Source organism: Kitasatospora sp. NPDC059462 (assembly GCF_042749955.1).
GTDB lineage: Bacteria > Actinomycetota > Actinomycetes > Streptomycetales > Streptomycetaceae > Kitasatospora.
The window spans coordinates 7,771-28,849 of the sequence record NZ_JBHYUU010000110.1 but is presented as its reverse complement, the minus strand read 5'-3'; the positions used below and the strand labels follow the sequence as shown (position 1 = coordinate 28,849).

19 protein-coding genes are annotated in these 21,079 nt (G+C 76.5%); 7 read left to right on the top strand and 12 right to left on the bottom strand.

Features of this window, described 5'->3' with window-relative positions:
- The coding region (locus ACFXAM_RS25010; RefSeq protein ID WP_380294477.1) for a molybdopterin cofactor-binding domain-containing protein at positions 1 to 2,316 on the top strand (2,316 nt) is incomplete at its 5' end.
- Between the two features lie 84 nt (positions 2,317 to 2,400).
- Positions 2,401 to 2,868 (top strand): (2Fe-2S)-binding protein, encoded by a 468-nt coding sequence (locus tag ACFXAM_RS25005; protein ID WP_380294476.1) that lies wholly within the window; start codon positions 2,401 to 2,403, stop codon positions 2,866 to 2,868.
- Positions 2,869 to 2,889: 21 nt separating this feature from the next.
- On the opposite strand, the gene ACFXAM_RS25000 is transcribed toward ACFXAM_RS25005, so the two are convergent.
- A complete protein-coding gene (locus ACFXAM_RS25000) occupies positions 2,890 to 3,213 on the bottom strand; it encodes a hypothetical protein (RefSeq protein WP_380294475.1) in 324 nt (107 codons plus the stop codon).
- Positions 3,214 to 3,272: 59 nt separating this feature from the next.
- The gene (locus ACFXAM_RS24995; RefSeq protein ID WP_380294474.1) at positions 3,273 to 4,286 is read right to left on the bottom strand and encodes a zinc-binding dehydrogenase; all 1,014 of its coding nucleotides are present in this window, start codon (positions 4,284 to 4,286) and stop codon (positions 3,273 to 3,275) included.
- A gap of 95 nt (positions 4,287 to 4,381) precedes the next feature.
- Between ACFXAM_RS24995 and ACFXAM_RS24990 the strand changes: the two genes are divergently transcribed.
- Both ACFXAM_RS24990 and ACFXAM_RS24985 read left to right on the top strand, forming a co-directional pair.
- Positions 4,382 to 5,047: a TetR/AcrR family transcriptional regulator gene (locus ACFXAM_RS24990; protein WP_380294473.1), complete on the top strand. Its 666-nt coding sequence runs from the start codon at positions 4,382 to 4,384 to the stop codon at positions 5,045 to 5,047.
- A 111-nt stretch (positions 5,048 to 5,158) separates the two neighbouring features.
- Complete coding sequence (locus tag ACFXAM_RS24985; RefSeq protein WP_380294472.1) at positions 5,159 to 6,337, top strand: alpha/beta hydrolase; 1,179 nt, start codon at positions 5,159 to 5,161, stop codon at positions 6,335 to 6,337.
- 6 nt (positions 6,338 to 6,343) lie between these two features.
- Here the strand turns inward: ACFXAM_RS24985 and ACFXAM_RS24980 are convergent, their stop codons facing one another.
- From ACFXAM_RS24980 to ACFXAM_RS24955, 6 genes are all read right to left on the bottom strand, one after another.
- Positions 6,344 to 6,943 carry a TIGR03086 family metal-binding protein gene (locus tag ACFXAM_RS24980; RefSeq protein WP_380294471.1) on the bottom strand — a complete coding sequence of 200 codons (600 nt, stop codon included), beginning with the start codon at positions 6,941 to 6,943 and terminating at the stop codon, positions 6,344 to 6,346.
- Between the two features lie 167 nt (positions 6,944 to 7,110).
- Complete coding sequence (locus tag ACFXAM_RS24975; RefSeq protein WP_380294470.1) at positions 7,111 to 7,878, bottom strand: SDR family NAD(P)-dependent oxidoreductase; 768 nt, start codon at positions 7,876 to 7,878, stop codon at positions 7,111 to 7,113.
- Positions 7,879 to 8,124: 246 nt separating this feature from the next.
- Positions 8,125 to 8,880 (bottom strand): transglycosylase family protein, encoded by a 756-nt coding sequence (locus tag ACFXAM_RS24970; RefSeq protein WP_380294469.1) that lies wholly within the window; start codon positions 8,878 to 8,880, stop codon positions 8,125 to 8,127.
- 606 nt (positions 8,881 to 9,486) lie between these two features.
- Positions 9,487 to 10,155 (bottom strand): response regulator, encoded by a 669-nt coding sequence (locus ACFXAM_RS24965; RefSeq protein WP_380294468.1) that lies wholly within the window; start codon positions 10,153 to 10,155, stop codon positions 9,487 to 9,489.
- An 85-nt stretch (positions 10,156 to 10,240) separates the two neighbouring features.
- Positions 10,241 to 11,980, bottom strand: coding sequence for a sensor histidine kinase (locus tag ACFXAM_RS24960; protein WP_380294467.1), 1,740 nt, complete (start codon positions 11,978 to 11,980; stop codon positions 10,241 to 10,243).
- 120 nt (positions 11,981 to 12,100) lie between these two features.
- The gene (locus tag ACFXAM_RS24955; protein ID WP_380294466.1) at positions 12,101 to 14,635 is read right to left on the bottom strand and encodes a SpoIIE family protein phosphatase; all 2,535 of its coding nucleotides are present in this window, start codon (positions 14,633 to 14,635) and stop codon (positions 12,101 to 12,103) included.
- 94 nt (positions 14,636 to 14,729) lie between these two features.
- Between ACFXAM_RS24955 and ACFXAM_RS24950 the strand changes: the two genes are divergently transcribed.
- The 3 genes from ACFXAM_RS24950 to ACFXAM_RS24940 all read left to right on the top strand — a co-directional run bounded on the left by ACFXAM_RS24950 (position 14,730) and on the right by ACFXAM_RS24940 (position 17,246).
- Positions 14,730 to 15,116: a DUF4326 domain-containing protein gene (locus ACFXAM_RS24950; RefSeq protein ID WP_380294465.1), complete on the top strand. Its 387-nt coding sequence runs from the start codon at positions 14,730 to 14,732 to the stop codon at positions 15,114 to 15,116.
- A gap of 65 nt (positions 15,117 to 15,181) precedes the next feature.
- Positions 15,182 to 16,477 (top strand): PQQ-binding-like beta-propeller repeat protein, encoded by a 1,296-nt coding sequence (locus tag ACFXAM_RS24945; RefSeq protein WP_380294464.1) that lies wholly within the window; start codon positions 15,182 to 15,184, stop codon positions 16,475 to 16,477.
- 133 nt (positions 16,478 to 16,610) lie between these two features.
- On the top strand, positions 16,611 to 17,246 hold the full coding sequence (locus ACFXAM_RS24940) for a uridine kinase (protein ID WP_380294463.1): 636 nt from the start codon (positions 16,611 to 16,613) through the stop codon (positions 17,244 to 17,246).
- Between the two features lie 19 nt (positions 17,247 to 17,265).
- Here the strand turns inward: ACFXAM_RS24940 and ACFXAM_RS24935 are convergent, their stop codons facing one another.
- The 4 genes from ACFXAM_RS24935 to ACFXAM_RS24920 form a co-directional block, all read right to left on the bottom strand.
- On the bottom strand, positions 17,266 to 18,096 hold the full coding sequence (locus ACFXAM_RS24935) for a DNA-formamidopyrimidine glycosylase family protein (protein ID WP_380294462.1): 831 nt from the start codon (positions 18,094 to 18,096) through the stop codon (positions 17,266 to 17,268).
- A gap of 43 nt (positions 18,097 to 18,139) precedes the next feature.
- Positions 18,140 to 18,604, bottom strand: a complete 465-nt coding sequence (locus ACFXAM_RS24930; RefSeq protein ID WP_380294461.1) for a universal stress protein — start codon at positions 18,602 to 18,604, stop codon at positions 18,140 to 18,142.
- A gap of 182 nt (positions 18,605 to 18,786) precedes the next feature.
- The gene (locus ACFXAM_RS24925; protein WP_380294460.1) at positions 18,787 to 19,800 is read right to left on the bottom strand and encodes a zinc metalloprotease; all 1,014 of its coding nucleotides are present in this window, start codon (positions 19,798 to 19,800) and stop codon (positions 18,787 to 18,789) included.
- Positions 19,801 to 20,106: 306 nt separating this feature from the next.
- Complete coding sequence (locus tag ACFXAM_RS24920) at positions 20,107 to 20,799, bottom strand: AAA family ATPase (RefSeq protein ID WP_380294459.1); 693 nt, start codon at positions 20,797 to 20,799, stop codon at positions 20,107 to 20,109.
- Positions 20,800 to 21,079 lie beyond the last annotated feature (280 nt).

The following is a 21,079-nucleotide window of genomic DNA, read 5'->3' as shown; positions in this document are numbered from 1 at the left end:
CCGGCGAGAAGGGCTCTCCCCATCAGCACCTCCACCGCGCCCCCGGGCGGCACCGGCCCGGCCGCCGAACAGCGGGCCGGCGCCACGGCCCGCCGCCGCTTCCTGACCTACCTGCTCGCCGCGCCGACCCTCACCGTCGCCGCCCGGGCCGGACTGGACGCCGCGGCCCCCGCCGCCGCCCGGGCCGCCGAGGCCGGTGAAGCGGGCGAGGCCGCCGGGAGCGAGGCCGCCGGGAGCGGGACCGCCGCCGCCTCGCCGCTGCTCGGCCTGCCCGGCATCCCCGACATCCTCGACCTCGGCCAGGCCCTCCAGGTCGCCGGGCTGCCCACCGCCCACCTGCTCGTCCTGGAGATCACCGCGGCCGGCCGCGCCGTCCTCCACCTGCCCCGCCTGGAGGTCGGCCAGGGCCTCACCACCACGGTCGCCATGATGGTCGCCGAGGAGCTCGACGCCCGGCTCGCCGACGTCGACGTCCCGCTCTCCGACAGCCGCCCCGACCTGCTGTTCAATCAGCTCACCGGCGCCTCCAACTCGGTGCGCACCCTCTACGACCCGGTGCGCGCGGTGGCCGCCGCCGCCCGCGCCCGGCTGGTCACCGCGGCCGCCCTGCGCTGGTCGCTGCCGGCCGGCACCCTGCGCACCGCCGACTCCGCCGTACTCGCCCCCGACGGCCGCCGGGCCGGGTACGGCGAACTCGCCGCCGCGGCCGCCACCGTCGCGGCACCCGCCGTCCCCGCAGTCCCGAAACCGGACGGGCAGCGCCGGGTGATCGGCCGCCCGACCGGCCGGATCGACGCCCGCGACATCGTCACCGGCCGCGCCCGGTACACCGGCGACCTCGCCGTGCCCGGCGCGGTGCCGACCGTCGTCGCCCGCCCCACCACCATCAACGGCACCCTGGCCACCCTGGACGCCTCCGCCGCCCGCGCCATGCCCGGGGTGCTCGCCGTGGTGACCGTCCCGAGCGGGGTCGCCGTGCTCGCCGAAACGTTCGACCAGGCGCTCAGGGCCCGCGACGCGCTGCGCACCAGCTGGCACCCGGGCCCGGTAGCCGCGCTCTCCGACGCCGACATCCGCCGGCAGCTGCGCGCCGCGCACGCGCCGTTCCTGGTGCCGCCGCTGCTCACCGAGTACGTGGACGGCGAGTTCGACTTCGCCTTCGTCAACCACGCGCCGATGGAGGTGCTGACGGCGATCGCCGACGTCCGCCCCCACCGCGCCGAGCTCTGGTTCGCCGCGCAGACGCCGGTCGTCGCCCAGCAGGCCGTCGCCGCCGAGCTCGGCCTGCCGCAGGACGCGGTGACCGTCCACGTGGTGCGCGGCGGCGGATCGTTCGGCCGGCGGCTGTTCTACGACGCCGCGCTGGAGGCCGCGCAGATCTCCCGCGCGGCCGGCCGCCCGGTCAAGCTGATGTGGACCCGCAACGACGACATGCGCCACGGCCGGATGCGCCCCGCCACCCACCACCGGATCCGCGCCACCTACGGGCTCGGCCAGGTGCTCAGCTACGAGCACCGCGCCGCCACCGTGCGGACCGACTTCGGCCACGGCCTCGGCGAGGCGCTCACCGCCGCCGGCTTCCGGCTCCAGGTCGCCGGGCTCTCGGTCGCCCAGGCGTTCTTCCTGCTCAGCCAGAACAATCCGTACGAGGTCGGCGTCCCCACCCAGGTGCTCTCCGAGGTCCCGCTGGCGATCCCCACCGGCAGCTGGCGCTCCGTCTACTCCGGCACCGTGCGGGTGGCCGACGAGATCATGACGGACGAGCTGGCCCGCCGCTTCGGCGAGGACCCGGTGGCCTTCCGCCGCGCCCGGCTGCGCGACCCGGCCGGGCGGGCCGTCCTGGACACCGTCGCCCGGGCCGGCCGCTGGGGCCGCGCCATGCCGCCCGGCCGGGCCCAGGGCGTCGGCTACCACGCGGAGAACGGCGGCCGTACCGCCTACCTGGTCGAACTCGACGCCTCGGAGCCCACCCAGCCCCGGGTCACCAAGGCCGTGATCGCCGCCGACCTCGGCACGGTGATCAACCCGACCGGGCTGGAGGCCCAGCTGACCGGCGCGCTGATCGACGGCATCTCGGTGATCCTCCAGGCCGGCAACCACATCGACCACGGCGCCGTCCGCGAGGGCAGCTACGGAGACTTCCACTACGCGCGGCAGAAGCACAGCCCGCCGGTGGTCGAGATCCACCTGCTGCCGCCGGGCGGACCGCCCGGCGGCGCCGGCGAACTGGGCGTCCCGGCGGCCTCGGCGGCGGTCGCCAACGCCTACGCCCGGGCGACCGGCACCGCCCCGCGCTCCTTCCCGGTCAACTTCTGACCCCGCCGCACACGACCCCACTCCGCGACGAACCCGCCCCACGACGACCCCGCTCCACGACGACCCCGAGGAAACGCGCCGCCCATGCCCAGCCACACCTTCGTCCTCAACGGCCGGCCGGTCACCGTCGAGGCACCGGACGACATGCCGCTGCTCTGGGTGCTGCGCGACAAGCTCGGCGTCACCGGCCCCAAGTACGGCTGCGGGGTCGGCGTCTGCCGCGCCTGCACCAGCCACCTGGACGGCGAGGAGGTCCAGCCCTGCATCGTGCCGGTCAAGGACTGCGCGGACCGCCGGGTCACCACCATCGAGGGCCTCGCCGACGGCGACACCCTGCACCCCGTGCAGGAGGCCTGGCTGGAGTGCGACGTCGCCCAGTGCGGCTTCTGCCAGCCCGGCCAGATCATGACGGCGGTCGCCCTGCTGCGCCGCACCCCGGCGCCCACCGACGCCGACATCGACCAGATCCAGAACATCTGCCGCTGCGGCAGCTACCCGCGGATCCGCGAGGCCGTCAAACGCGCCGCCGCCCGGTCCGCCGCGGGGCGTTAGGGCCGGGCTCGACGCCGGGCGTCAGGACTGGTCCCAGGCGTCGACGGTCAGCAGCGCGTCCGGCGGGCAGGCGGCGATCCGCTCGGGGTGCAGCTCGCGCGGGCAGTGGTCGGCGCCCGCGCCGGTGTCGAAGGCCGAACCGTCGGTGAGCAGCGGCAGGACGTCCCCGGCCCGGGCGGTGTAGCGCAGGGGGTAGCCGTCGAAGCGCAGCTGGTCGGCGCGGCCGGCCGCGGCCAGGCCGGCGATCCAGTCCAGGCCGCCGAGCCCGGTCTCCCACTTGGCGAGGACCTCCCCCTCGGCCTCCCCGTCGGCCGGAGCCGTGACCACGAACCACCATCCGAGCATGCGAGCCTCCCCCCGCGGTGCCCATCGCACCACGGGGGGAGGCTACGCCACCCGGCCGGTCAGGGGGTGAGGACCAGCCGGATCGGGTTGCCCTGCTTCTGCTCCAGGGCCTCGACCGCCTCGGCGGCCCGGGCCAGCGGGAAGGTGCCGCTCACCGAGCGGGAGAAGTCCAGGCGGCCGCCGCGGACCAGGTCGACCAGGTCGACGACGTCCTTGCCCTCCGAGCCGTAGTGGCCGCGGATCTGCTGGCGCAGGTAGCTGACGAGGGTGCCGTTGGTGATGGTCAGCGGCTGGTTGGTCAGGCCGACCAGCACCAGGCGGCCGTGCTCGCCGAGCGCGGCCATCGCCTGCTCGCGCACCGGGGCCACCCCGGCGAAGTCGAACGCGGCGGCCAGCGGGCGGCCGCGGGTCGCGGTGCGCAGCCGGTCGGCGAACTCCGGGTCGCCCGGGTCGAGCGCGGCGTCGGCGCCGAAGGCCAGGGCCCGCTCGCGGGCGGCGGGCAGCGGGTCGACCGCCACGATCGGGTGGGCGCCGATGCTGCGCAGCAGCTGGACGCCGTGGGCGCCGAGCCCGCCCACGCCCCAGACGCCGACGGCCTCGGCCGGGCGGACGGCGCCGGTGCCGGTGATCGCGGCCCAGGGAGTGGAGACCGCGTCCGGGATGAAGCAGGCCTGCTCGAACGGCAGCTCGTCGGGGATCGGCACCAGCGTCTCCACGGTGGCCAGCGCGTACTCGGCCCAGCCGCCGTCGTAGTCGACGCCCCGGGTGAGGACGACGCCGTTCCTGCTCTCCCCGGCCTGGAGCAGCACCCGGTCGCCGACCGCGGCGGTGGTGACGCCCTCGCCCAGGGTGTGCACGGTGCCCGCGACCTCGTGGCCGAGGGTGACCTTGTCGCCGCGCAGGTGCAGCGGCTTGAGCATGCCCTCGATCAGGTGAACGTCGGAGAGGCAGACGCCGGCGGCACCGACCTTGATGAGGACCTGGCCCGGCCCCGGCGTGGGCACCGGCACCTCTTCCACGGCGAAGGCGCCCTTCGCGACGTCGAGCCGGCCGGCGAGCATCGTGGCGGTCATCCCGGTTCCCTTCCACAGGGGGTGGCGCGATCGGCGGCCGCACCATCCGAACTTACTTGTTGTTCAACAAGCAAGTTCCACCCTAGCATGGTGGTATGCCCACGCACGATGCCCCGACAGCCCCCTCCCCCGCACCGGCGGAGCACCCCGAGCCGGCGCGCCGCACCCAGGCCGAACGGCGCGCGCGGGCCGAGCACGCGCTGCTCGCCGCCGCCGCGCGCCTGGTCGCCGAGCACGGGAGCGCCGGGGTGACCCTCGCCCGGGTCGGCGAGGAGGCCGGCTTCAGCCGCGGCCTGGCCTCGCACTACTTCGGTTCCAAGGGCGCCCTGCTGGCCCGGCTCCAGGAGGAGGCGCTCGCCGAGGCGATGGCCGCCGCCGCGCCGGAGCGCAGCGGCGCGGGCGCCGTGCAGGAGTTGTGCGCCTTCGCCCAGGCGTGCCTCGACGGCGTGCGGCACCCGACCGACCTCGGCCGGGCCTTCGTCGTGCTGGGCGCCGAGGCGCTCGCCGGTTCCTCCGAACTCACCGACGCCGTCGCGCGGTTGGACGCCCGGACGCGCGACTGGGCGGCCGAGGTGGTCCGCCAGGGCGTGGCCGACGGCGAGGTGCGGCCGGAGGTCGACCCGGACGTGGCCGCGACGGCGGTGGTCGGCCTGCTCAAGGGCCTGATCGTCCAGGCCGCCACCGCTCCCGGCGTTCTCCCCCTCGACCGCGCCACCGCCGAGGCCCAGCGCTGGATCCGCCTCGCCCTCACCGGCGCCTGATCCGCCGGCCCCGGAACACACGACGGGCGACGCTCCGTGAGACACCCCTGGCCCCGGGGGACGCGCCCGCCTAGGGTGATCCGACGTCACGACCGTTGACCCGAGGGGTGGATGACGATGATCCGGCGCCGTTCGCTGCTGACCGCCGCGGGGTTGGGAGGCATGGCGCTCGCGCTGCCCGCCTCGGCCGCCGGGGCCGCGCCCGGGCCGGGCGGCGCCCCGGCGCCGATCGACCTCCCGGCACCGACCGCGGGGCGCCCCGTCGGCACGGTGTCGCTACACCTGGTCGACGAGAGCCGGCAGGACCCGTTCGCCCCCGCACCGCGGCCGCGCGAGCTGATGGTGCAGCTCTGGTACCCCGCGACGGGCGCCGCCGGGCGCCCGCGCGCGCCGTACACCACGGCGCGCGTGGCGGAGGTGATGGAGCAGGACTCCTTCCTCGACCCGGGAACCCTCGCCCGGATGCGCCCCACGGCGCGGACCGGCGCGCCGGCGCTCCCGGGCGCGCTGCCGTTGCTGCTGCTCGGCCACGGTCGCAAGGGCGGGCGCAGCAACTGCACGGCGCTGGCGGAGGACCTGGCGGCGCACGGCTACCTGGTCGCCTCGCTCGACCACACCTACGACGCGTCCGCCGTCGAGTTCCCCGACGGCCGGGTGGTGCGCAGCGTGCTGGAGGACGAGCCGGCCGACTGGGACGCCGCCGAGCAGAAGGAGGTCGCCGCCCGGGTCGCCGACCTCCGCTTCGTCGCCTCGGAGCTGACCACCGGACGCCCGGCGCTCCGGCAGCCGGGACTGCCGTCCGCCGACCCGCGGCGGATCGGCGTGTTCGGGCACTCGATGGGCGGTGCGGCCGCCGCGGAGGCCGTGCGGCAGGACCGCCGGTTCGCGGCCGGGCTCGACATGGACGGCGGTTTCTTCGGCTCGCCGGTGGCGGACGAGGGGCTGGACCGGCCGTTCCTGCTGATCACCTCGCTGGCCGACCACTACACCTGGAAGCGCTGGCGCTCCCACCAGCAGGGCTGGGGGCGGCAGTTGCGCCAGCGCGACTCCGGTCACCTCAGCTTCACCGACCGGCCGTACTCGGCCGGGCCGGGCCACGCCGCCGACCGCATGTCGCCGGAGCTCTACGCCGCGCTGTTCGGCACCATCACCCCGGCCCGTTCCACCGCGCTCGCCCGCGCCTATGTGCGCGCGCACTTCGACCGCTTCCTGCGCGGGCGCCCGTCGCCGCTGCTGAACGCGCCCTCCCCGCGCTACCCGGAGATCTCCTTCGTCTGGAGCCGCGGCTGAGCCGCCCTACCCGGCGGCCCCCGGGTCGCGGCCGAAGAAGGCGGCGAGCCGGTCGTACACCGGCGCGTCCCCGGCGGCCGCGACCTCCGGGCCGAAGGCGTGCCCGTCCTCCTCGCTCCCCCGGTACTCGGGCCGCAGCGCGCCGCGGCCCCAGGCGAGCGAGGCCTCGGCCACCTCGTGGTCCAGCCCGGCCGTCGACTGGCCGGTGGCCCGGGCGAGGTCCCAGGCGTGCACGGCGAACTCGGCGGTCTGCTGGTCCACCGGGAAGCGGGCCGGCAACGCGCGGCCGTCGGGGAGCTCGATGGCGCCGTCGAGGTCCCCGGCCTCGCGCCAGGCGGCGACCAGCCGTTCGGCGCCGGCCTCGAAACGGTGCAGCCAGTCGTCCTCGACCCGCTCGAAGGGCTCCGCCCAGTCGGGCGTTCCGCCCTCCGCCCGGACGGTGAACTGCCGCAGGTCGTGCAGCAGATGGCTGATCAGCCGGCCGACGTCCCAGGACCGGCAGGCCGTCGGGTGGCCGGCCAGTTCGGCGCCGACGCCGTCGACCAGACCGGCCGTCTGGGCGAGGGCACGGGCGAGCAGTTCGATCGGGTCCTGCGGTCCGGTCATGGCCCACCTCTCCGTCGTCGGGGCCGCACCGGCCCGCGCTCGGGACCCGTGCGCCGGGGCGCGCCGTCGGCACGCGCCCGCCCACAGGGTCTGACCGGCCGATCGTAGACGGAGGCACCGACAGCCGGCCCGGAGCAACACCCCGGGCCGGCCGCCGGTGCGGCGGGTCAGACGGCGAAGCCGCCGTCCACGGCGATCTCGGCGCCGGTGATGTACCGGCCCTCCTCGCCCGCCAGGTGGGCGACGGTCGCGGCGATGTCGGCCGGACGTCCGTAGCCGCCGAGCGCGGTGAAGCCGGCCTGGAACGCGGCCGACGGGCCGTCCGCCGGATTCATGTCGGTGTCGATCGGGCCGGGGTGGATCAGGTTGACGGTGATCCCGCGCGGGCCCAGCTCGCGGGCCAGCGCCTTGGTGAGGCCGGTCATCGCGGCCTTGCTGGTGGCGTAGAGGCTGCCGCCGGGGAACGCGGCCCGCTGGGCCATGCAGCTGCCGATGGTCACGATCCGGCCGCCTTCGGTCAGCCGGGGCACGGCGGCCTGGGCGTACAGGTACGGCGCCCGGACGTTGACCTCCAGCACCCGGTCGACGTCCGCCGGGCCGGTCTCCTCGATCGGCCCGATGAAGCCCGCCCCGGCGTTGTTGACCAGGATGTCGAGCCGCCCGAACCGCTCGGCGACGGCCTCGACGGCCGCGCGCACCTCCTGCGGGTCCGCGCTGTCGGCCCGGACCGCCCAGCCGCGCCGGCCCGTCGCGGTGATCCTGGCCGCCACCGCCTCGGCCCGTTCGGCGCTGCCCAGGTAGGTCACCGCCACATCGGCGCCCTCCTCGGCGAGCCGCAGCGCCACGGCCTCTCCGATGCCCCGGCTGCCGCCGGTCACCAGGGCCACCTTGCCGTCGAGCTTCGCGAGCGTGGTCGTGGTCGTGGTCGTGGTCATATCGTCAGAACTCCTCAGGTCGTTCGCGGACATGAGTCGATCCTCGACCCGCGGGACCTGCGCTTCCGGCGGTATTCGGACGTCGCGTTCAACGTTCAACTACCCCCGGTCCGGCACGACTCCGGCGGCTCCGGCCCTCCCGCGACACGCCGCACGGCCGCCCGGGGGGGGGGGGGCGGCCGTGCGGGACCCCGGGCAGGGGGTGCCGGGGAGTGCGGGCCGGCCGGAGGGGCGCTCCGGACGGCGTCAGAAGGACAGGGTCTGGCCCGGGAAGATCAGGTTCGGGTTGGTACCGATCACCTTGAGGTTCTTGGCGTGCAGCCCGGCCGGGCCGAGGCCGAACTTGGCCGCGATGCTGCTCAGCGTGTCACCGCTGCGGACGGTGTAGCTCCCGCCCGTGGCGGGCGCGGACGGCGCGGCGGGCGCGGCGGGCTTGGCGGGCTTGGCGGCACCCTGCGAGGAGCCCTGGGACGGCGCCTGGGCCGGCGCCTTGCGGGCCGTCGGCTTCTGGGCCGGGGCGGCCTTGGCCGGCTGCTGCGCCTGGGGCGCCGGGGCGGGGGCGTCGGTGACGGCGGGCGCGCCGCCCCGGTTGAGGCCGGCCTTGGCCGAGCAGACCGGCCAGGCGCCCGGCCCCTGCTTGGCCAGGACCTTCTCGGCGACCGAGATCTGCTGCTCGCGGCTCGCCTGGTGGGCCTGCGGGGCGTACGCGGTGCCGCCGTACGCCCGCCAGGTGGACGGGGTGAACTGGAGTCCGCCATAGAAGCCGTTGCCGGTGCTGATGCTCCAGTTGCCGCCGCTCTCGCACCGGGCGACGGCGTCCCAGGAGGAGGTGGGGGCGGCCGAGGCCGAGGTGGCCGTGACGAGGCCGGCCACCGGCAGCGCCGCCACGGCGGCGCCCGCCGCGACAGCCAGCCGGACCCGGTTGCGCCTGGCGGTGCCGTTGGTGCCGGAGGTGGAGCTGTCGACGGTGGTGGAAGCGGCGGTCTCGTGACGGGGATTCATGGAAGTCCTCTCGACAAGCCCCGGGCAGGCGTGCGGAACCAGGCCCCTGCCGGGGCCGGTTGTCGCTCCCTCACTCGATGGGCGGCCGGGCACGTGTCCGACGTGCCGCGCCGCCCCGGCCACCCTCCGCTCGCCGACGGCCTGTTCGAGCCGGTCGCGTCGACGGGCACCGCCCTCGCGCCGGTGGTCAGTCGGCGGGCCGTGCGTCGGGGGTGAACCCGGGTGGTGCTCGTTGCACCGCCAATGAAGCTAAGGGCGGCCGCCGGGCCGCATCAAGCAATTCTTGGACGCCGCAGGTCAGTTGACTGTTACCGGCGGTATTGATCATGTAATCGACCGGGAAACGACCGGCTTTGACCGTATTTCCCGGCCCAAACGGTCGATTTCCGTGCCGTCACTCACACCCGACCGGCCGTCATGCCGGCCCCGTCGTCGACAAATCGCTACGGCCACCTGACGCGCCGTCACCACGCCGATCGGAGTTCCCGATTCCACCCGCCGTCGATGTGGTGTTCACCACCTCCACTACGCAGCGTGAGCAGGAAATCGCTCAGCGCATGGCACACGACCCGTCCGGGTACGGACCGAACGGGGCCCCGGACCGTCTCAGCCGGCGCCGTCCAGCCCCGCGTCCCGGGCCAGCAGCGCCGCCTGCACCCGGTTGTCGCACTCCAGCTTGGCCAGGATCCGGCTGACGTAGGTCTTCACCGTCGCCTCGCTCATGTGGATCCGGGCCCCGGCGTCCGCGTTGGACAGACCCTCCCCGAGCAGCGCCAGGACCTCCAGCTCCCGTTCGGTCAGCACCTCCAGCCGCTGCCGGGCCCGCGCCCCGCGGGCCGCGGCCGGCCCGGCCTGCCCGCCCGCCAGCGAGTCCACGATGTGCCGGGTCGCGGCCGGCGACAGGAAGGCGTGCCCGGTGGCCGCCGCCCGGACGGCCTGGATCAGCTCGGCCGGCGCGGTGTCCTTCAGCAGGAAGCCCGCGCCCCCGTCGCTCACGGCGCGCAACACGTTCTCGCGCTCTCCGAAGGTGGTGAGGATCAGCGCCCGCGCGCCGGGGGCGGCCCTCGGCAGCTCGGCGAGCGCCGTCAGTCCGTCCATCACCGGCATCTGGATGTCCAGCAGGACGACGTCCGCCCGGTGCGCCCTGGCCAGGTCCAGCGCCTGCCGGCCGTCGGCGGCCTCCGCCACCACGTCGATGTCGTCGGCGGAGGACAGGATCATCCTGATCCCGGCCCGGATGAGCGGCTCGTCGTCGGCGACGAGGACTCGGATCACGGCTGGTCATCCCCTTGCACTGGTCCTGACGGCGCGCCACCGGAGCGGCCGGCGGCGCCGGGGACCATCCTCACACCCGCCCCGGTCACTGCTTCACCCGGTAGTGCTGCTTGTCGGCCAGCACGCCGTCCTTGAAGCAGAACCGGACGGCGCTCTCCTCGTCCCAGCTGTCCCCCGTGCCGTCGGAGAGGAAGTAGTGGCAGACCGACCCCTCCGGCGGGGTCGGGCCGGTGCCCCGCAGGTTGTCGGTGAAGAAGGAGCTGCCGGGCGGCAGCCGCCGCTTCACCTCCTCCTCCGGGGTGCCGACCTCGATCTGCTCGTAGACCGACCGCTCCACCGTGGAGTCCTGGGCGGAGCGGACGAACCCGACGACGCCCCAGACGATCAGTCCCAGGACGACCAGCAGCACCGCGACGCCGCCCACCGCGCAGCCGATCGCCGGGCTGCGCCGCTTCGCCGGAGCGGCCCCGGCCGGCGGCACGCCGTCGAGCGCCCAGGCGGGCGCCCCCTCCGCGCTCCACGCGCCGTCCGCGCCGGTGTCCGCCTCCGCGCTCCCGGGGCCGGCCGGACCCTCCGCGCCCTCGTAGGGCAGCACGGCCGCCAGCCGGAACCCGGCCCCCGCCGTCGCACCGGCGTGCACCATGCCGCCGACCAGCCGGGCCCGCTCGCGCAGACCGGTCAGGCCCTGGCCGCCGCTGACCGCCGGCCCCGCGCCGCCGGGGCGCACCCCCACCGGCTCGGGCGCCGCCGGGTTCACCACCTCCACCACCAGCGCGTCCGGCTCGTAGCGCAGGGCGACCGTGATCGGCGCGCCGGGGGCGTGCTTGTGCGCGTTGGTGAGCGCCTCCTGGACGACCCGGTACGCCGCGTGACCGGCGGACGCGGTCAGCGCACGGCGCTCGCCGTCCCGGACCAGCTCGACCACCGTGCCCGCCGCCCGGGAGGAGGCGACCAGCCCCTCGATCCCGTCCACCCCGCCCGTCCCGGCACCCCCGGCGCCGGCCGCGGCCGCCGGCGAACCGGCCCCCGCCGGCACGGCGCCCGGCGCGGACGGCGCCGCCGTCGACTCGTCGTGCAGCACCCCCACCACCTCGCGCAGTTCGCGCATCGCCGCGACCGCCGCCAGCCGCAGCACCCCGACCGCCTCCCGCTGCCGGTCGGTGAGGGTCCGGTCCACCTCCAGCGCCCCGGTGTGCACCGAGATCAGGGCCAGCTGGTGGCCCAGGCTGTCGTGCATGTCCTGGGCGATCCGGTGCCGCTCGCGCAGCCGCGCCTGGTGCGCGACCATCGTGCGCTCGCGCAGCAGCTGCGCGTTGCGCTCGCGCAGCGCGTCCAGCAGCTCCCGGCGCTGCGCCCGGTAGCGGCCCCAGAGCGCGGGCAGCACCGCGAACAGCAGGTAGCCGCCCAGCGAGAACCCGATGATGGCCTTGACCGGCAGCTCACCGGCGTCCTTGGTCACGCCCAGCACCGTCATCAGCAGCCAGCCGACGGCGAAGGAACCGACCAGCACCCCCACCCGGCGCACCCGGGCCCCGGCCGACCAGCCGGCACAGACCATCAGCGGCAGCGGCCCGCCGCCGAACCCGCTGGCCGCCGCGGTCAGCACCAGCACCGACGCGGGCAGCCCCCGGCGCAGCAGGAAGAGGACGGCGACCGCCGCGCCCATCTCCGGCGCCAGGCCGGAGCGGCTGGCCACCTCGATCAGCGCGGCGAGCCCGCCGAGCAGCAGCGCGCCCGCCGCCTCGCGGACCACGGTGCCGGACCGCCAGGGCCCGGGCAGCGCCGTCCGTACCGCCTTCGACCAGGCTCTTGCTATGACGTCCACGCGTCGAGGCTAACGAAGCGGCGGCGGCGGCCACCGCCGCCGTTCGTCGCGACCGGGTCCGACGAAAGTCGCTGCGCGGCGGCCCGCGGGGGTCCCGCGCCCGCGGTCACCGGCGGGCGCTCACCGGTAGGCGGTGAGCATCAACGCGATGTCGTCCACCCGGTGCGTCGAGCCCAGCTCGTGCAGCACCCGCTCGGCCAGCCCGTCCGGCCCGTCCGCCGCCGACCAGCCGGCGGCCGGGCCCGCCAGCGCGGCGCACAGCCGCTCCACCCCCTCGTCGATCGCCTCCGACGGGTCCTCGACCAGCCCGTCCGTGTACAGCGCGAGCACCGAGCCGGGCTCCAGCGTCAGCGGGCTGACCGGGTACGAGGCCGCCGCGTCCACGCCGAGCAGCGGCCCGCCGGGCACCTCCAGCGCCTCCGCCCGCCCGTCCGGGTGGCGCAGCACCGGCGGCACGTGGCCGGCCCGGACGACCAGGGCGGTGCCCGCCCCGGGGGTGAGCCGCACCAGGCAGCAGCTGGCCAGCAGCCCGGGGTCGAGGTCGAGCAGCAGCTGGTTGGTGCGGGCCAGCACCTCGTCCGGCGGGTGGCCGCCGGTGGCGAAGGCGCGCACCGCGCTGCGCAGCTGGCCCATGGTGGCGGCCGCGCCGACGCTGTGGCCCTCGACGTCGCCGATGACCAGGCAGAGGTCGCTGCCGGTGACGATGGCGTCGTACCAGTCGCCGCCGATCTCCATGCCCTGGGTGCCCGGCAGGTAGCGGGCCGCGATCCGGACCTGCTCCACCTGCGGCAGGCGGTGCGGGAGCAGCGCCTGCTGGAGGCCGCGGGCCAGGGTGAACTCGGCGTCGTACAGCCGGGCCCGCTCCAGCGCCTGGGCGATGAAGCCGGCCAGCGCGGTGAGCAGGGCGCGTTCCTCCAGGGTGAAGACCCGGGGCCGGTCGAAGCCCAGGATGCAGCTGCCGACCGGGTGGCCGGAGGCGATCAGCGGCAGGAACGCCCACGCCCCCATGTCGTCCAGGGTGAGTCCGGGATAGGCGGCGGCCAGTTCGTCGACGGATTCGAAGAAGATCGGGGTGCCGCTGCTGATCGTCTCCGCCCCGGGCACCCGGGCACCGGCCGGGATGCCCTCGAAGCGGTCCAGGAAGCCGTCGGGGTAGCCGCTCTCCGAGACCAGGTGCAGCCGTTGGTCCCGCACCGCGTAGATGGCGAGCTCCTGCCCGCCGAGCGCCGGGAGGATCTCGTCGGCCACCGCCCGGAACACCTCGCTGGCGGTGACCGCCTCGCTCAGCGCGCTGGCCAGCTGGAGCAGGTGGTACATCGCGCCGAGGCCGGTCCAGGCGCCGGGCGGGGCGGGTTCGGCGGGCGGGGCGGCGGCGTCCGGCGGCGCTTCGGCGGCGACCACCCGGCCGGTGACGCCGTGCGCGTCGGGGTAGAGGGAGAACGCCAGCCAGCTGTCCGGCGGGCGCAGGGCGAGGAAGGCGGTGGGCTGCTGGGAGAGCAGCGCGGCCCGGTAGCGGTTCTCGTACACCGGGTCGGAGAGCCAGGGCAGCACCTGCCAGGGGTGGTGGCCGAGCAGGTCCTCGCGGCAGGCCCGGAGCAGCAGCTCGACGCTGTGGTTGGCGTAGGTGATCCGGCCGTCCGGGTCGAGCGAGAAGACGCCGTCGCGCAGCCGCTCCACGGCGGCGGCCGCAGCGGTGCCGGTCCGGGTGTCGAGGACGGCGCCGACCAGTCGGCCCCAGGTGTCCGGGCGGTCGTGCGGCACCCGGGCCCAGAGTTCCACGGGATAGGGGTGGCCGTCGCGGTCCAGCACCCGCAGCCGGGCGGCGAGCACCCGGTCGCCGTCGAGGGCGGTGCGCACCGCGGCCCGGAACTCGGGCAGGTCGCCGGGGGCGATCCGGGCGGAGAGGGTGTCGGCGCGGCCGTCGAAGTCGCCGGGGGCGAGACCGAAGATCTCGCAGAACTGGTCGTCGGCGGTGACCACGCCGGCCAGCACGTCCCAGTCGAACAGGCCCACCCGGGTGGTCGGCGCGGACGGCGGGGTGAGCTCCACGACCGTGGTCTCGCCGTTGGGCTCCACCGGGTGGCCGTCCGCCGCCAGCCCGGCCAGGCCGGCGGCCAGCCGGTCGGCCACCGCGCGCAGGTGGCGGCGCGCGCCCTCGGGCACGCCGTCGCCCGAGGCCGGCCACAGCACGCCCAGCACCCCGTAGGTCTCCTCGCCCGCCCGGACCGGGACCCAGGCGGAGGCGAAGTCGTACGGCAGGCCGAGGGCGAACTGCGGGAAGCGCCGCATGGTGTCCTCGGTGTCGGCGAGCAGCACCGTGCGGCCGGTGCGGTAGCCGACCGCGACCGGCAGCGGCCCGGCGGCGGCGATCCGCCGGAACGGGCCGAGGACCGACAGCGGCACGCCCGCGACGGCGCACAGCACCAGTGAGCGGCGGTCGCGGGAGCGCAGGTGGAGGGTGGCGCCGTGGGCGTCCGTGCCGCCGAGCACCGTGCGCACGGCGGAGGTCACCAGGGTGTCCCGGTCGCGGACCAGCTGCTCCTCCGGGGACGGCGCGGCGTGCTCGTGCGGGCGGTGCGGGCCGGGTCGCACCGCCCGGGCACCGCCGCCGCTCGGTCGCGGACCGGGCGGGTCCGCGGGCACACCCTCGCGCATCCTCCCTTGCTACGCCGGGCCCCGGGGGCTGTCAAGACGAGCCCCGGCCCGCCCCGGGGTGCCCGTCGGCCCCCACCGCGCGACCATCGACCCCATGACGCCCCGCTCCTCCGGCCCCGGCCCGACCACCGTGGTCAACCTCAAGGGCCACCGCGACGACCCCGCGTTCGCCGACGTGGTCTACGTCGGCCGGACGATGCACCGCGGCGGCTGGCACCTCGACGCCTCCCCGCTGCACTGCCCCTACCGCCCCGGCCCGGACCTCCCGCGCGAGGAGATGCTGGTCAGGTACCGCGACCACCTGCTCGGCCACCCCGAGCTGCTCGCCCTCGTCCCCGCCCTGCGCGGCCACCGGCTCGGGTGCTGGTGCGCGCCCCTGCCCTGCCACGCCGACGTCCTCGCCGACCTCGCCGACCACGGCCTCCCCGGTGCCCCCGGCCGGCCGGGGGCACCGGGCGACGGCGCGGGAACGGGGCGCTGACTTGGGTATTCTCCCTGGACAGCGCAGCGCAGAACGGCTGCCCCGGGGGAGACGAGTGACGACGTATGGGGACCACACCGTCCGAGGGTCCGGCGGGTGAGGCGTCCTGGCAGTGGGACGGGGACGACGGGGACCGGGCCGCCGGCGCGCCCGGTGACGTGCTGACCGGGGGTGCGGACGGCGGCGGGCCGTGGCCCACCCGGCGGCGGCTGCTGACCGGGGCCGGGGTGCTGGCGGCGGCTGCCGCCGTCTGGGGGGTGTCGCGCTCCCTCGGCGGGTCGCAGCCCGCGCCGCCGAAGCCGCAGCCGCTGCCCACCCGGGTCAGCGGGCCGGAGCCGGCGTGGGTCTACCGCGGTCCCGAGCCGATGACGCCGGGCCGGCTGAACGGCCGGCTGTTCGCCCCCGTCTACGTCTCCCGCAGCGGGGTGCGGCTGCTCGACCCGGCGACCGGGGCCGTCACCGCGACCGTCGAGGAGGGCCCGCCGAAGGGGTTCCCGGACGACTCCCCGCTGGTCGTCGGCGCGGGCCGGCTGTTCACCGCCTCGCCGGGCCACGTCGACGCCCGGACGCTGGTGGGCCCCACCGCCGGCTGGAGCCTGCCGCTGCCCCCGGAGCTGGGCGACCTGATCACCCTGTTCGGCTGCGACGGCCGGCTGGTGTACGGCTCGGTCGCCCCCAGGGGCACCCTGCGCCGCAGCCTGTTCGCGCTGGACGCCGCCGGCAGCGCCCTGGCCTGGTCCCGCCCGGCCGCCGACCGCGGCGAGACCTCGGTCGCCATGCTCGACACCGGCGCCGGCCGGCTGCTCGCCGTGGACGCCGACCCCTCGGCCGGTGTCTCGCTGCTGGACGGCGCCACCGGCCGCCCGCTCTGGTCCGCGGAGAACACCGGGACCACCTGGTCCGGTGTCGACCAGCGGCACGTCTACCTCCCGGCCGGCTCGGGGGGCGTGCGGGCGCTGCGGCTGGAGGACGGCAGGCCGCGCTGGTCGGTGCTCCCCCCGGCCGGCGAGGAGTGGCGGGCCCTGCCGCCGGTGAGCGACGACTTCCGGCTGTACGTGCTGCGCGACAACGGGCTGGTCACCGCCCACGCGGCGGACAGCGGCGAGGAGGTCTGGCGGCTGCGGCTGCCGTTCCGGCTGGACCGTCGCTGCCGCCCGCTGCTGACCAGCACGACCCTGGTGGTGCCGGGCCCGGCCGACGCGGGCGTGCACTTCGTCGCGACGGAGTCCGGGCGGGCGTTCACGACCTTCACCGACTCCGGTCCCGGGGTCGACGTCTGGTCGGTCGCCAGCGACGGCACCCGGCTGTTCGCGGGCCACGACAGCACCCTCTACTGTCTGGGCGCGCTGCCCGTGCCGTGAATCCCGGGGGCGTTCGACGACGAGCGCCGGCCGCCCCGGTCCGCGCCTGCGCCCCCGGACCCCGCGCCGCCCCGGACCCCTCCGCCGCCCCGGCCGCCGCCCCCTCCGCCGCCCCCGACCGCAGGATGATGCCGTGTCGATCCGCCCGATCTCGCCCGACCGCCTCGTCGAACTGCTCGCCGAGCGGATCACCGCGCTGCCCGGAGCCGGGGACCGGTGGCTGCGGGTGGCCGTGGACGGCGCCGCGGCCGCCCGGCCGGAGGTGCTCGCGGACGCCCTGGTCGAGCCGTTGCGGCTGCGCGGACTGCCGGCACTGCGGGTCTCGGCGGCGGGTTTCCTGCGCCCTGCCTCGGTCCGGCTGGAGTACGGCCGGCACGACGCGGACGCCTTCCACGACCTCTGGCTGGACGACGGCGCCCTGCTGCGCGAGGTGCTGGACCCGCTGGAGCCGGGCGGCTCCGGCCGGGTGCTGCCGTCGCTGTGGGACCCGGTGGCCGACCGCGCCACCCGCGCGGCGTACACCGAGCTGGCGCCCGGCGGGGTGCTGCTGCTGGACGGCGCGCTGCTGCTGGGCCGGTGGCTGCCGCTGGAGCTGACGGTCCACCTGGCGCTCTCCCCCGCGGCGCTGGCCCGGCGGACCGCGCCGCAGGAGCAGTGGACGCTGCCCGCCTTCGCCCGCTACGACGCCGAGACCGGGCCGGCCGAGGTGGCCGACCTCACCGTCCGGCTGGACGACCCGCGCCGTCCGGCCCTGGTCGAACCCTCCTGACCGGGGCGCCGGCCGGCCCTCAGCGCCCGCGCCGTCCGGGCGGACCGGGCCGGACCACCGGGGCGGGGCCGCGCTGGCAGGACGGGCACCAGTAGGCGGGCCGCTCCCGCGGCGCCGTGCCGTGGTCCGCGGTCAGCACCGTGGCGCCGCAGCGCGCACAGGGCCGGCCGGCCCGGCCGTAGACCCACTGCTGGTGGCCGCGCCGGGTGTCACCGGTGGTGACGTGGCCGGAGCGCAGCCGGTTGGCGTCCAGCACCTGGTGGGCGCGGGCCACCAGCCGGTCGGCGCTCGTCAGTTCGCCGACCGGCGTCCACGGGGTGACACCGGCCAGGTAGCAGAGCTCGTTGGCGTACACGTTGCCGATGCCGGCCAGGTTGCGCTGGTCGAGGAGGGCCTCGACGACCGGCCTCCCGGGGTGGGCGAGCAGCCGGCGGACCGCCTCGGCCGGGTCCCAGTCGGGCCCGAGCAGGTCCGGCCCGAGGTGGCCGACGGCGCGCTGCTCGTCGGTGGTGCGCAGCAGTTCGACCACGGGCAGCCGGTAGCCGACGGCGGTGCCCCGCTCGGTACCGAGGACGGCGCGGATCTGGTGCAGCGGCGCGCCGGTCCACCGCTCGCCGGGGCGGAAGACGACCCAGCGGCCGTCCATCCGCAGATGGGTGTGCAGGGTGAGGCCGCCCTCCAGGCGGGCGAGCAGGTGCTTGCCGCGCGGGACGACCTCCAGCACCCGCCGCCCGGCGAGGTCGGCGGTGGCGTGGGCGGGCACCCGCAGCTCGCCGGTGGTCAGCACCTGCCCGGCGAGCGCGGCGTGCAGGCGGGCCGCCGCGCGGTAGACGGAGTCACCTTCTGGCATGCCTCCATCCTCCCCCCGCGCGGCGGCCCGTCGCAGGTGCGCGTTACTCGGCGGCCTCCTCGCCGCCCGCGCCGTGGCGGACCACGACCACCGGGCAGGGGGCGTGCTCGGTGAGGTGGCGGCTGACCGAGCCGAGCAGGGCGCCGGTGAATCCGCCGAGGCCGCGGCTGCCGACCACGACCAGCGCGGCGCCCCGGGCCGCCTCCAGCAGCGCCTGGGCGGCGTTGCCGGGGACCACCGACTCGGTGATCCGCACGTCGGGCCGGGCGCCGACGGTCTTGGCGACGGTGTCGGAGAGGGTCTTGCCGGCCAGTTCCTCGGGGTTGAACTCGGGGGCGGGCACGCTCGCCCCGGCCCATCCGTAGAACGCCGGGTACTCCCAGGCCGCGACGGTGTGGACGGTGCCGCCGGTCACCCGGGCGTAGTCGACCGCCCAGCGCAGCGCCCGTTCCGAGGCGGGCGAGCCGTCCACACCGACGACGATCCTGGGGTTCGCGCTGTTGGCCATGCCGCTGCTCCTTGCTCGACGTGCTCCCTTGCCCTCCAAACATAGATCAACAGGGACATTTGTCCGCCAATTGCCGCGCCGATCGGTTCGCACACCTCCGAAACGGGTGCGGCGGGTGCACGGCGTCCTCGCCGCGCACCCGCCGGGTTCCGCCGGATTCCGGATCGCCGCCCGGTGGTCCGTCAGGCGCGGTATGCGGCCCAGGAGTTGGACATCCGGGCGACCTGGCCGGGGGTGAACTGGGTCATGCAGGAGTCGTAGGTGTAGTCCATGAAGTTGTGGATCGGGTCGACACCGGGGGACGTGCAGGTGTCCCGGCCCGCCGGGCACTGGTAGGCGGCGCTCGCCTCGGCCGGGGTGTCGGCGACGTAGTCGCCCTGGCCGCTGCAGCCGCCCTGGAAGGTGTGGTAGAGCCCGAGCCAGTGGCCGACCTCGTGGGTGGCGGTGTCGCCCTCGTTGTAGTTGGTGGCCGAGCCGCCGGGGAACGAGGAGTCGAGGATCACCACGCCGTCGTCGGTCGGGTTGGACCGGTAGGAGCTCGGGAAGGTCGCCCAGCCGAGCAGCGACTGCCCGAGCTTGGCGCTGTAGAGGTTGAGGGCACTGGCGCCGCCCTTGCGCAGCGCGGTCTTCATCGCCTTCTCGGCGCTGGAGCCCGGGGTCACGCCGTTGTACCAGGTGGCGTTGTCGGTGTAGTCGGTGGCGACCAGCTGGAAGCGGAACTGGCTCGCGGTGTTGCCCGTGCCCTGGCCGCTGTAGGCGGCGTTGAGGACGTCGATCTGACGGGCGATGGTCGTGGCCGACAGCTTGCCGGTGGTACCGGAGTGCACGACGTGCACGTACACCGGGATGGTCGTCGTGGCGGCCAGCGTGCCGGGGGCCACCAAGGTGTTGCCGCCCTGCGGGGAGTGCGCCAGCTGGCTGAGCCGGGACTGCAGGTCCGCGTCCATGGCCTGGGCCTGGGTCTGGGTGACGGCGTTGGGCTCCTGGGCACCGGGGCTGCCGGCGGGCTTGCGGGCCGTGGCGTCCTGGGAGGTGTCGCCGGTGCAGGCGGCGGCGGACGGGGCCTGGGCGGGCGCACCGGCGGCGGTCGTCGCGGTGGGAGCCGCGAACTGGGTGAGGCCGAGGGCGGCGACGACGGCCGCGGCGCCGAGGAACTTGTGGGCGGCACGCGAGGGGACACGGGCGGAACGACGCATCTGCGCTCCTGGAGTGTGGTGGGGGACGGCGGTTGAGGGGGGCCGCCGTGCCACAGGCTACGCAGGGTCGCGTGTACGCGTCAGACGTGTTCCGGCCTGGAACTCCTGACGACAAATCGGACATAACCCGGAAGTCCGAGTGGTCCGACCTCGCCGCACATGGAGCATGTCCCGTCGCGCACCTGCGCACAGGACCGGCCCCGGCCTGTCCGAAACGTGACACCCCGTCTGCCCCGCGCAGCGGTGCGGCGGCCGGCGGAACAGGACGAACGGGATGAACCGGGCGCCCGAACCGCCTCGCCGAGACTACGACGCCAGGAAGACGATCTCCCGCAGGGCACGCGCACCGGCCCGGTCGAGTACCACGGCCGACGCACATCCGGCTGGCGGGCTCCCCGTCCCCGCCAGCCGCCGGCGCAGCCGCCGGGCCGCCTCCCGGTGCCGGGCGAAGGCGTACGCGGAGACGGCCTGGCCGCGGGCGCGCTGGCCGTCGCGGGCCTCCTCGGCGCTGGCGTCCAGCAGGACCAGGTGCACCCGGCGCCCCTGCCGCTCGGCCATCCGCACCAGCCACTGGCGCACGTACGGCACCGCCCCGCAGTCGTGCACGGCGAGCGGGCCGCCGGCCAGCACGGCGCGCCGCAGCCGCCGGTAGTGCGCGATCCGCACCAGTGGGCGGTACACCACGTAGGGCAGCCAGGCCGGCAGCCGGGCCGCGTACTCCTCGCGGACCAGCTGCGAGTCGACCAACGGGGCGCTCACGCAGCGGCGCATCAGGGTGCTCTTCCCGCTGCCCGGCAGTCCGGAGACCACCAGCAGGTCGTCCGCCGGGTAGTGCAGCGCGGCCGGGCGGGCCCGGCCCCGCCCGGCCCGGCGAAGGTCCTGCAGCCCGCGCGGGCGCAGCGCGGCGCCGGCCGGCGCCGCCGCGACGTCCGGGCAGCCGGCCCGGGGCGCCGGCACCGTCCGGTCGAGGACCGTCCTGGAGACCTGCACGTCCGCCATCGAAACCCCCTGCCTCCCCGCAGCCCCGGGCTCTCCCGGACCCGCCTCCCGAAGAGCCTTCCCCCTTCAAGAGAGAGTAAAGACTAGTGGTCAGACCGGGTCCGGGCCGAGCCCTCCACGCCCCGGGTGCGTCACAGAACCGCCCCGGGAGCGTTACAGCGGACCGCGACGGCCCGGCCGCGGGGGGCGCCCCGGCGGGGGGGGGGGGGGGGGGGCGCCGCACCCCGCCGGGGGGGGGCCCCCGGGGGGGGGAACACCACGTGGGGGGGGGGCGCCCCCG

Excerpts from the sequence above, each read along its gene's own strand:
- ACFXAM_RS25005 (WP_380294476.1), top strand. The coding sequence starts at position 2,401 with ATGCCCAGCCACACCTTCGTCCTCAACGGCCGGCCGGTCACCGTCGAG.
- ACFXAM_RS24945 (WP_380294464.1), top strand. The coding sequence starts at position 15,182 with ATGGGGACCACACCGTCCGAGGGTCCGGCGGGTGAGGCGTCCTGGCAG.
- ACFXAM_RS24935 (WP_380294462.1), bottom strand. The coding sequence starts at position 18,096 with ATGCCAGAAGGTGACTCCGTCTACCGCGCGGCGGCCCGCCTGCACGCC.
- ACFXAM_RS24995 (WP_380294474.1), bottom strand. The coding sequence starts at position 4,286 with ATGACCGCCACGATGCTCGCCGGCCGGCTCGACGTCGCGAAGGGCGCC.
- ACFXAM_RS24920 (WP_380294459.1), bottom strand. The coding sequence starts at position 20,799 with ATGGCGGACGTGCAGGTCTCCAGGACGGTCCTCGACCGGACGGTGCCG.
- ACFXAM_RS24970 (WP_380294469.1), bottom strand. The coding sequence starts at position 8,880 with ATGAATCCCCGTCACGAGACCGCCGCTTCCACCACCGTCGACAGCTCC.
- ACFXAM_RS25000 (WP_380294475.1), bottom strand. The coding sequence starts at position 3,213 with ATGCTCGGATGGTGGTTCGTGGTCACGGCTCCGGCCGACGGGGAGGCC.
- ACFXAM_RS24985 (WP_380294472.1), top strand. The coding sequence starts at position 5,159 with ATGACGATGATCCGGCGCCGTTCGCTGCTGACCGCCGCGGGGTTGGGA.
- ACFXAM_RS24930 (WP_380294461.1), bottom strand. The coding sequence starts at position 18,604 with ATGGCCAACAGCGCGAACCCCAGGATCGTCGTCGGTGTGGACGGCTCG.
- ACFXAM_RS24980 (WP_380294471.1), bottom strand. The coding sequence starts at position 6,943 with ATGACCGGACCGCAGGACCCGATCGAACTGCTCGCCCGTGCCCTCGCC.
- ACFXAM_RS24975 (WP_380294470.1), bottom strand. The coding sequence starts at position 7,878 with ATGACCACGACCACGACCACGACCACGCTCGCGAAGCTCGACGGCAAG.
- ACFXAM_RS24925 (WP_380294460.1), bottom strand. The coding sequence starts at position 19,800 with ATGCGTCGTTCCGCCCGTGTCCCCTCGCGTGCCGCCCACAAGTTCCTC.
- ACFXAM_RS24950 (WP_380294465.1), top strand. The coding sequence starts at position 14,730 with ATGACGCCCCGCTCCTCCGGCCCCGGCCCGACCACCGTGGTCAACCTC.
- ACFXAM_RS24955 (WP_380294466.1), bottom strand. The coding sequence starts at position 14,635 with ATGCGCGAGGGTGTGCCCGCGGACCCGCCCGGTCCGCGACCGAGCGGC.
- ACFXAM_RS24990 (WP_380294473.1), top strand. The coding sequence starts at position 4,382 with ATGCCCACGCACGATGCCCCGACAGCCCCCTCCCCCGCACCGGCGGAG.